Raw genomic sequence first — 9,966 nt, 5'->3', positions numbered from 1 at the left:
GGATGACGGGCTGGCCCGTCGCCGCGATGCTGACGGCGAGATTGGCCGCCGTGGTCGACTTTCCGTCGCCGGGGAGCGGGCTGGTCACGACCATCACCCGGGCGGGGTGGTCGACATCGACGTACTGCAGGTTGGTCCGCAGTTCCCGCATCGCCTCCTTGTGGGCGAAGGACCCCCGCCCGTCGCGGATGTCGTCGAACGAGAACACGGCGCGCCCGGCGGCGAGTTCCTTGTCGACGGGAAGGACTCCCACGACCGCGGCACCGACGGCGTCGGAGATGTCGCTCGCCGACCGCAAGCGGCGGTCGAAAGAGCGACGGACGAGCGCGAAGACGACACCGACCACGGCTCCCGCGATCGCGCCGATCGCGACGTTGAGCTTGACGTTCGGCGAGGACGGCGCGGTCGGCAGCCGTGCCGAGTCCCCCGCGATCAGTCGGACGGCCCCCTGCCCACTACCCGGCGCCTCCAGCTCGTCGACCTGCACGGTCATGCCCTGCAGCCACGCCTGTGCCAGGTCTCGAGCAGACTCGGGTGTCGACCCGGTCGCCTCGACCCGCACGCTGACGGTGTCCACCGGGTTGGACACGTGGATGCGCTGCACGAGCGACTCCGGTGTGTCCGTGAGACCGAGCTGGTCGCGAGCCGTCTCGGCGACCGAGCGCCAGTACCCCATGTCGATGAAGGACTTCACCTTCGACAGTGCCAGTTGATTGCCCGCCAGCGCAGCGCCGGTGGAGCCGTCCGACGCGACGCTGGCGACATAGCCGCTCGCATCGGCGGTGTACACCGGCGATTGCAGGGCGCTCCATCCGAACCCCACGAGGCCCCCCGCGATGGTCAGGGCGACGATCGCCTTCCAGTACGCGCGCAGGATCCGCGCGACGCGTTGCATGTCCACTCGTGTACCGCCTTTCACCGGGCCCGTGCGACGGGAACGCCGAGCCCGGGGAAGCATAGGTGCGCACCGACACCCGTTCCCGCCGCCTGCAGCATCCGCACGAGCGGGCGAAGCGCGGTCGCTGCGGAGACCGCCCGTGGTGGTGAGGAACGGGCCGGGGAGGTGATGCCGACGGGGTGAAAGGGGGATGACGACGGGTATGAAACCGCTCCCCTCGTGCGAAGCACGGGCGAACATCACCTCAAAGATCGGGTGAAGCGCACCATCGCCGTGCGCGCCCTTCGTCCCCGGCACCCGAACCGGGCCGACGACACCACCGGCGTGAGAGTTGGAGAGAACGATGCTGATCGACCTGGAAACCCCACCCACTACGGCACGCGCCGCACGGCGCTCGAGCCGCTTCTGGACGCCGCGCACGGCGACCATCGCCACGCTCCGGACGGCACTCGACAGCGACGTCGTGCTCCTGCGCGGTCCTGCGGGTGTCGGCAAGAGCGCGTTGCTCCGGCAGTTCGCCTCCGCGCTCGAGGACGACCCCGAGATCGGGATACAGCTGCTCGACGCCGGACAGGCCGGTCCGGAGGTGCTCGATCGCGTGGCTGCGGCGTTCCGGGAGGGCCCGCCTCAGCACGTCCTGCTCGTGGACAACCTCGACGATGGCCCGGGGGTGGACTCCGCCGTCATCCTGGACATGCTGCGCTCCGATCCCGCGCTCCGCATCGTGGTCGCGACCCGGCATGTCACCCGGCTCGAGAGTCCGCTCGTCGCGCTCGAGTTCGACGTGCACGTGCTGACCCCCGCCGACCTGCTGATGTCGCGGGAGGAGTTGATGCTGGTCCTCGAGCTCAACGGGATCGAGACCACCGACGTCGCGATCGACGTGTTGATGCGGCGCACCCACGGGTGGCCCGCACTCGCCCAGCTCTCCAGCTCGCGATTGCGGCTCGAGGGTCTCCCGCTGCGGACGCGCGACGAGGCCGATGCGATCGCCGACTACGCCACCCGCGCGCTCACCGCCGACATGGAGGCGCACTTGAGCACTCCCGTCACCGACGAGGTGCGCCTGCTGGCCGTGGCGCCGTACATCAACGTCGAGCTGGCCGACGCGATCGGCATCGACTCCACCAACGCGTCCACGAGCGAGCTGCTGGGCGAGCTGCAGGACGCCGGCTTCGTGTGGCCGAGCACCACCCGACTCGTCCTGGCCGAACCCGTGCGAGCCCAGTGGTTGCGCGAGATCACGGCAGGCGCTCCCCAGCTGGTCGAACACGCCCGACTGCGGCTGCTGGACCACCTCGTCGCCGCCGGCGAGCCCCTGCGGGCCGCCCAGCTCGCCGCCGATGCGGGCCAGTGGCCGACCCTGGGATCCATCCTCCGTTCCACCGGGCCCGAGATCTGGGCTCGTGACTCCTCGGCCTTCACCAGGCTCGTCGAGACGATGCGCGCCCACGTCGGTTTCGACCCGGTCTCGGTGGACGCTCTCCTGACCGTCGACCCGGACACCGCGGCATCCGCGGAGACCCCCGCGCTGGTCGTCGGAGCGCTCGGTCGCCTCCCCGAGGCGAAGGCCGCCGCCCAGCACAACGTCGAGGCGCTCATCATGCGGGTCGATCTGCTGCGCGCGGCGGGGCGCTTCGCGCTCGCCACGGAATCGGCATCCCTGCTCGTCGATGCGTTGAGACGTCGACCCGCGCTCACGGACGACGTCGTCGCCGAAGGCTGGTATCAGGTGGGGATGACACACCTGGCGATGGGGAAGCTGCGCGACGCGACCCTCGCACTCGGCCAGGTCGAGCGGCTCGCTCCCCCCGCGCGGCGGCTGCGCGCCCGCGGCGTCCTCGCGATCGTCGCCCTGTTGGAAGGCGATGTGCGCGCGGCGGGGGTGCTGTGCGACACGGACCGCGAGGACAGCTGGGTGAACTCCCCGTGGGGAGAGGGGACGCGTCTCGCCGACGCGTGGCTGCGTCTGGAACGCGGCGACGCGATGGGGGCGCGGGAGCGCCTCGAGACGATGACGGCCACGGGCGGAGCGCGGGAGCTCTGGCCATTCGCCGCGGCCACTCAGGCGATCGCGTTCCTGCTCTCGGGTGCGGCTCCCGACGCGCTCGGAATGCTCCGCTCGTGGATGGCGCGGACGCGCAGCACGCCCCCGTCCCACTTCCAGTCGATCCAGCTGCTCACCGCCCGCGCCAAGGTGCTCATCGCCCTGCGCCAGGCCCGCAAGGCGATGGCCCTGTTCGAGGGACCGTTCGGTCTCTCGTCCGCGACCGCGCCGGCGATCGCGCTCTCCCAGCTGTACGCCGGACGCGCCCACGAGGCCTACGTGATGAGCGTGAAGTGGGGGATCCACCAAGAGTCCTCTCCCCGGGCAGCACTGGAGAGCCTGGTGGTGAGCATGGTCGCCGACGTCCGGTTGAACGGCACCGGCGCCCACCGCTCCACTGCTCAGCGCGCCGAGGCGCTCAGCGGGCGGCACGACCTGTGGAGCCCGTGGAGCGCCGTCGCTCCAGAGGACCGCGCCCTCGTCCTGCGCCTGCTGTCCCCGACCGCCCGCGAGAAGGTGGCCGATCGCGCCTCGTTCTTCGCGTCGTCGGTGAGCGTCCCCCACCTCACCAAGCGCGAACAGGTAGTGCTCGCTCAGCTCACCCCGACCTCGACGATCGCCGACATCGCGCGAGCGCTGGTGGTCTCGCCGAACACCGTCAAGACGCAGCTGCAGAGCCTCTATCGCAAGCTCGAGGTGTCGGACCGCGCCAGTGCCATCCGCGCGGCCCACGCCTGGGGACTCATCGAAGCCGAGAACGAGCTCTGACCGCGGTGGCCCGGCCGGCTCATCGTCGGTCGGGCCGCCGCCGTCGGGCGAACGCGAAGACGAGACGCCCGACGACCAGCAGCACGAGCACCACGATCACACCCGGGATGGTCAGCGGAATCCCGGCTCCGTGGAGCACGACGAGAATGACGACGAGGCCCGCGACCGGGGCGAGGACACCGAGAAGCTGTCGGAGACGTCGTCTGGTCATGTCCCCACGCTAGCCCGCCACCGCGAGCGCATCGGCGCCCGACCGACGGGTGATCCGCTCGTCGGCGGCCACCTGAAGACCGAAGATCCCGAACCAGGCGATCGCGAGCGTTGCGGCCGTGAACTCGAGGTTGCCTCCGAGCACCGTGTCGCCGCGGAAGAGCGCCAGCATGGCTCCCGTGAGCGAGGTCACTCCGACGGCGACCAGGGTCCCGACGCTCGCAGCGCGCATCCAGGGGCGACGACGAAGCACCGCGACCTGCGCCATCGCCACGATGGCCAGAACGAACCCGAGCACGGCCGCACTGATGTGGATGAGATCCTGCGGCAGCGCGCCCGAAGTGAACGGGACGGGGCAGCCGGGCGAGCACGTGACGACGGATGCCACGGCGAAGCACGCTCCGCAGACCACGAGGGTCGTCGCGATCGGCCACCCCGCGACGTACGACCCCGACTGGTGCAGAAGGGCACGGTCGACGAGCACCGCCGCGATCCCCAAGAGCAGCAGGGCGGAGTTGAAGACCGGTGCGGTGGGCATCCCGGTCGCTCCGAGCTGACTGACGTAGTGCACGCTCGGGTCCCACAGCCGACTCAGCCAGATCAACCCAGCACTGATGAAGGCGGCGGCCCCGCCCACCGTCGCCAGGACCAGGACGCGGCGGTTCCCGGGTCGCGTCGCCAGACGGGGGAACCACGTGATCGTCTCGCTCATGGGCGTCTCCGGCGGCGTCGAGGGGGCTCGGTCAGAGTACCGCGGCGAGGCCGTCGAGGATCGCGGGGAGGCGGCGGGCGCCGCGCAGCGGTCGGGTCGTGCACGCACTACGGGCGATTCTGCGGGTGAGGAATCGGCTCACAGGCGGTGGGATCGAGCACCGCATGGCATCGTCTTCCTCGAGTGATCGCGAGTGGTTCTCCCCCAAGTTCCCTACTCTTCAACTCGGTCACTCAACATGGATGCGCGGTCTCGTGGCCACGGCACCCGGTTCGAGACCGCGCATCCCCTCCGGCTCTCCCGCCCGCACGGCGCGCCGAGGAGCCCATGAGGACGTCGCCGCCCGAGAGGAGTTTCCGTGACGGACGACCAGAGCGAGGCCGGTGCCTCTGCGGCATCCCCGGCACGGCCGGCTCCCGAAGAGCGAGAGACGGGCTCCCCCCTCGACGAGCTGCTGGGCGGCGCCGACGACGGCGACGCCCTTCCCGCTTTCCCGGTCGGCTTCCGCGGATACGAGCGGGATGCCGTCGACGATGCCGTGCGCCGCCTCACGCAGCGCGTCCGCAAGCTCGCCGACGACGCGCACCGCGACAAGCTGCACGCGGAGTCGCTGTTCGCGCAGCAGCGCGCCGAGCACGACAGCGAGCTCGAAGCGGCCGCGCGCCGCCACGCCGAGGACGCCGGACGTCTGCAGGAAGAGTTGCGCGCGGCCTCCGCGCGTGCGGCGGAGGCCGAGGCGCAGGTGCACGCCCTCTCCAGCGGCTTGGTCGCCGACTCCGGCGATGAGACCGATCCCACGCAGAGCCGGCAGCAGTTCGAAGCGATCCTGCGCGTGGCGGAGGAGCAAGCGGGGGTCCTGGTACAGAACGCCGTGGCCCAGGCGGAGCGCCTTCTGACGGGAGCCCGCGACGAGGCTGCGGCCCTGCGCGACGATGCCGTCGCCGATCGCGAACGGCTGCTCGCCGAGGCGCAGCACGACACCGACCAGGTGCGACTGCGCATCGAGACCGAGGCCACAGCCCACGGCGCGCGCGTGGAGCGGGAGCGCGCCCACGCGGCCGAGAGGGTCGCGCAGGCCGAACGCGAGGCGGTCGCGCTGCGGACGGAGGCCGAGAAAGCGGCCGCAGCCCTGCGATCCCTCGTCTCGCGCGAGACCGGCGACCTGCGCGCGAAAGCCGAACGGGACGTTCGCGAGATGACGGCGCGGGTGCTGGAGTTCGAAGAGTCCCTGACCCGACGCCAGGACGACGCGCAGCAGGAGTTCCTCGTGCTGCACAATCAGGCCGTCGCCCACGCGGAGCGCATCACCGCCGATGCGAGCGAACAGGTCGAGGGCGCCCTCGAGCACGCGCGTCGGATCTCCGCTCGCGCCGACGACTACGAGCGGCTCGCCCGTGCGCAAGCGCAGCAGGTCGAGACCCAGGCGCAGGTGCACGCGCGGGAGATCCTCGATGACGCTCGCGAGAAGGCTCAGCGGATCGCGGCGGCGATCACCGGACACGCGTCCGCCGTGCTGCGCGATGCCGAGGACCGCACCCGCGATCTCCGGTGGCAGCAGCAGCAGGTGAGCAGCTTCATGGCCGAGATGAACGAGCTGTTGCGGGCGACGCCCCGGGGCGCCCCGATCATCGTCGACGACAGCGCGGCGGACGACGACGGGACGGAAGAGCGCGGCTGACACCGCTCGCGACGGGACGCGGGATAACGTGGAACGATGAGATCCGTTCCCCTCGGCCGCTCGGGCCCCGCCGTTCCCGCCGTCGTCGCAGGAATGATGCGAATCGACGGCAAGTCCGATGACGATGTGCGCGCCCTGTACTTGGCGGCACGGTCCGCGGGGATCGACTTCTTCGACCACGCCGACATCTATGCCCGCGAGCTGCACTCCGCGGAGCGGCGTTTCTCCGAGGCCCTGCGTTTGAGCCGGTCGGAGCGATCGGAGATCCGTCTGCAGACCAAGGCGGGCATCGTCCGCGAAGGACCATACTTCGACTTCTCCTACGAGCACATCGTGTCCTCCGTCGAGGAGTCGCTCCGCGCGCTCGAGACGGACTACGTCGACGTGCTGCTGCTGCACCGCCCCGACGCGCTCGTCGAGCCGGACGAGGTGGCGCGCGCGTTCGACGAGCTCGAGGCGGCGGGCAAGGTGCGCGCCTTCGGGGTGTCCAACCACACCCCGCGGCAGATCGATCTCCTGCGAACCGCCGTGCGTCAACCGATCGTGGCGAACCAGGTGCAGTTGTCGATCGCGCACGCGCCGATCATCACGCAGGGCCTCGCCGTGAACATGGAGAGCACCCCGCAGGCGGCGGTCCTCGACGGTGGCGGCCTGGTCGAGTACTGCCGGATCGAGGGCATCACTCTGCAGGCGTGGTCGCCCCTCCAGGGAACGCGCGGCGGCGGGGTGTTCCTCGGGAATCCCGCGTACGCCGATCTGAACGCGGTGATCGACGAACTCGCGGCACGATATGGCGTCACGCCCCTCGCGATCGCCGTCGCGTGGATCACGCGTCATCCCGCCGGCATGCAGGTCGTGCTCGGCACGACGACCCCGCAGCGGGTCACGGACGCCGCCGCCGGTGCCGACATCGACCTCACCCGCGCGGAGTGGTACGCGCTGGTCCGGGCGGCGGGTTACGTCGTCCCCTGACCGAGCGGGCGGCAACGGGAGGAATCACAGGATGACGCGACGACCCTGGGGCGCGATCATGGCCGTCGTGGCCGCTGTCGTCTTCGCGGCCCCGACGCTGTTCCTGCCGGCGGACAGTTCGGTCGGACAGAAACTCGCGTTCATCGTCGCCGGATCGGCGATCCTGGCCGCGGCCATCGTGCTCACCCGCGCCGAACCCGGCGTGCGGGAGCCGGAGATGCCCACGTCGGAGGACGACGTCACACGCTGACGGTGACCGCCTCAGCCGCGGGCGCGACGATGGTCAGCGGCTCGGTCGGCAGATCCCAGGACGCGGGACCGTTCACCCACGCGCCAGCGGACAGGGCATCCGTGGCGGTCATGCCGCACGCACGAGCGAGCGCGGAGCCGCGGACCTCCGGACCTGCGCGGGGCGTTCGGCGACGTCCGATCGGTCGACGTCGATGTCGAGGCTCAGCCCGCGAGAGGAGTTGGCGTCGTTCGCCATGCGCTTGAGCAGGTTCTGATCCAGAGACTCAGGCTGCTCGGAATCGAACACGAATCGCAGCGGGATGGCCGGCTGGAGCCAGATGGTCGAGCGTCCGCCGGGCTCGTCAATGCCGTGCGTCCAGGAGAGGGTGAAGCTCTCGCCGCGGCGGAGCTTGGTGGCCACGACCACCTTGACGTGAGCCAGCATCCGATCGTCGATCGTGATGGGCTCGGGGGTCGTTCCGTAGAACATCTTCGCCATGATGTTTGCCTTCCCTCTTTGCTTGTTCGCAAACTTACTAGATTGACTAGCGAATAGGCAAGCGAGATATAAGGCCGTGTGCCACGAGACCGGCATCCTCTCGGCTCGCGAAACTGCGGTGAACCTTGCTCCGAGCGATCCCGGATCCCCCGCAAGACGGAGTCGCCTCCGCGGCGTTCTCGGTAGCGTCGAGGCATGCACGAGCTCGCCACCCGCGTCCGCTCCGCCCGCCCCCTCGTGTTCGTCGCGGCCGTCTTCGCCCTGTGGGCCGCGCTCGGCGGGGTCCCGGCTCCCGCGCACGCCGACGTCGACGACTTCCGTTTCGACTCCTTCGACGCCCGCATGCACCTGTCGCGCGCCGACGACGGTCACGCCGAACTCACCGTCACTGAGACCCTCGTCGCGCGCTTCCCCGACGAGGACCAGAATCGCGGGATCGTGCGCGCGATCCCCGACGACTACGACGGCGTCCCGCTGCACACGCGCGTCACCGCTGTCACCGGTGCCGACGGGTCGCCCATCCCCTACGAGGTGGAGACCGATCGTCGAGAGGTGCGCGTGCTCACCGGAGACGACACGTACGTCCACGGCGAGCAGACCTACGTGATCTCTTACTCGCAGCGCGACACGATCCGCTCCTTCGCCGACACGGACGCCGACGAGTTCTACCGCGACGTGAACGGGACGCAGTGGGAGCAGCCCTTCGGGCGCGTGAGCGTCGAGCTGTCGATCGACCCGACGCTCGCCGATGCCGCACTCGACGGTGCGGCATCGTGCTACCGGGGAGAACAGGGATCGGAGGAGCCCTGCGACATCACGCGCAACAGTGACGTGGACGGACCGGTGACGTTCACGGCGGGCGCCACGGATCTGGGCCCGGGCGAGAACGTCACGGTCGCCGTCGGGTTCGCCCGCGGCACGTTCGTCCCCGGCGAGGTGGTCCGTACGCCCGGCGAGCAGTTCTCCGTGGATGCCGCGCCGACCCTGTCGGCGGTGTCGCTGGGCACCGTGGGGCTCAGCGCGATCGGCATCGGCGTGGCGGTTCTGGCCCGCCGCCGCAACCGCGACGCACCGGGCCGCGGGGTGATCATCCCGGAGTACACGCCGCCCGAGGACGTCGACGTCGTCGAGGGCGCCCACCTGGTGCGCAGGAGCGGTGCTGCCATCCCGGCCGCCGTGCTCGACACCGCGGTGGCCGGACATCTCCGCATCGTCGAGGCCCCCGCCGCGGATACGCGGCTCGCCCTGGAGTACGTCGACAGCGAGGGCGCGACACCCCTTCGCGCCGCGGTTCTGAGCGCCGTGTTCGGCGCGCAGCCGCGCCCCCGCGAGCGCGTCGCACTCGACACCCCGGGAAGCGACGTCGGCGAGCACTTGCGCGGGTTTGCGCCCGTGGCCGCCGCCGAGCTGCGGCGGCGCGGCTGGATGCGGCGACCCCGCTCGGGCACAGCCGTGGTCGCCGGCGCGATCGCGGTGGTGTCGTTCGGACTGTCGGTCGCGACACTGGGGATCACCGCGGTCGGCGGGTCGCCGGCCTGGTGGCAGGTCGCGGCGATCCCCGTGACGGTGGTCGCCGGCATCCTGGCCTTCGTCCTCTTCCGCTACTCGGACGTGGTGACGGATGCCGGCGCTCCCGCCCGCGACCATCTCCGCGGCCTTCGCGACTACCTGGCCCTCGCCGAGGCCGACCGCTTGCGCGTCCTGCAGAGCCCGGAGGGTGCCGAGCGCCGCGTCGTGGACGCGGAAGACCCGACGCGGGTGCTCCACCTGTACGAGAAGCTGCTGCCCTGGGCCGTCGTCTGGGGCGTCGAGCGGGAATGGGCCGACGTCCTCAGCGCCCAGGTGGGGCAGAGCGGGGGCGACCTCACCTGGTATTCGGGACCGAACGGCTTCTCGAGCACCGTCTTCCTCTCGACGCTGTCGACGATGCACGCCGCGAGCAGCCCCGCCC

At 70.9% G+C, this 9,966-nt stretch carries 10 protein-coding genes; 5 read left to right on the top strand and 5 right to left on the bottom strand.

Translation table 11 applies throughout. The features are described 5' to 3' along the window. Positions 1–901, bottom strand: a 901-nt coding sequence (locus LQV45_RS11530; protein ID WP_374208194.1) for a YveK family protein, incomplete at its 3' end; no start/stop codon positions are given. Positions 902–1,241: 340 nt separating this feature from the next. Between LQV45_RS11530 and LQV45_RS11525 the strand changes: the two genes are divergently transcribed. After that, positions 1,242–3,713: a LuxR C-terminal-related transcriptional regulator gene (locus LQV45_RS11525; RefSeq protein ID WP_230007149.1), complete on the top strand. Its 2,472-nt coding sequence runs from the start codon at positions 1,242–1,244 to the stop codon at positions 3,711–3,713. Positions 3,714–3,732: 19 nt separating this feature from the next. On the opposite strand, the gene LQV45_RS11520 is transcribed toward LQV45_RS11525, so the two are convergent. Further along, a complete protein-coding gene (locus LQV45_RS11520; RefSeq protein ID WP_138176992.1) occupies positions 3,733–3,924 on the bottom strand; it encodes a hypothetical protein in 192 nt (63 codons plus the stop codon). A gap of 9 nt (positions 3,925–3,933) precedes the next feature. After that, positions 3,934–4,635 carry a DUF998 domain-containing protein gene (locus LQV45_RS11515; protein WP_230007148.1) on the bottom strand — a complete coding sequence of 234 codons (702 nt, stop codon included), beginning with the start codon at positions 4,633–4,635 and terminating at the stop codon, positions 3,934–3,936. 358 nt (positions 4,636–4,993) lie between these two features. Here LQV45_RS11515 and LQV45_RS11510 point away from each other — a divergent pair, with 358 nt between their 5' ends. Genes LQV45_RS11510 through LQV45_RS11500 form a run of 3 tightly spaced genes read left to right on the top strand, consistent with a single transcriptional unit; the run spans position 4,994 to position 7,535 of the window. Next, positions 4,994–6,313, top strand: coding sequence for a cell division initiation protein (locus LQV45_RS11510; protein WP_230007147.1), 1,320 nt, complete (start codon positions 4,994–4,996; stop codon positions 6,311–6,313). A gap of 36 nt (positions 6,314–6,349) precedes the next feature. Then, positions 6,350–7,285, top strand: coding sequence for an aldo/keto reductase family oxidoreductase (locus LQV45_RS11505; protein ID WP_230007146.1), 936 nt, complete (start codon positions 6,350–6,352; stop codon positions 7,283–7,285). Positions 7,286–7,316: 31 nt separating this feature from the next. Then, entirely contained in the window at positions 7,317–7,535 is a 219-nt protein-coding gene (locus tag LQV45_RS11500; RefSeq protein WP_230007145.1) for a hypothetical protein, read from the top strand. Here LQV45_RS11500 and LQV45_RS35660 read toward each other — a convergent pair. Together LQV45_RS35660 and LQV45_RS11495 are read right to left on the bottom strand one after the other, a co-directional pair. After that, positions 7,525–7,647 (bottom strand): hypothetical protein, encoded by a 123-nt coding sequence (locus LQV45_RS35660; RefSeq protein ID WP_290370238.1) that lies wholly within the window; start codon positions 7,645–7,647, stop codon positions 7,525–7,527. The two genes, LQV45_RS11500 and LQV45_RS35660, sit on opposite strands and share 11 nt — an antisense overlap. Further along, complete coding sequence (locus tag LQV45_RS11495) at positions 7,644–8,015, bottom strand: hypothetical protein (protein ID WP_230007144.1); 372 nt, start codon at positions 8,013–8,015, stop codon at positions 7,644–7,646. Before LQV45_RS11495 ends, LQV45_RS35660 begins: the two co-directional genes overlap by 4 nt. 195 nt (positions 8,016–8,210) lie before the next feature. On the opposite strand from LQV45_RS11495, the gene LQV45_RS11490 reads away from it, so the two are divergent. After that, on the top strand, positions 8,211–9,966 hold a 1,756-nt coding region (locus LQV45_RS11490), incomplete at its 3' end, for a DUF2207 domain-containing protein (RefSeq protein WP_230007143.1).

Source organism: Microbacterium sp. Bi128, from assembly GCF_918698205.1.
This window is presented reverse-complemented; position numbering and strand designations above follow the sequence as displayed.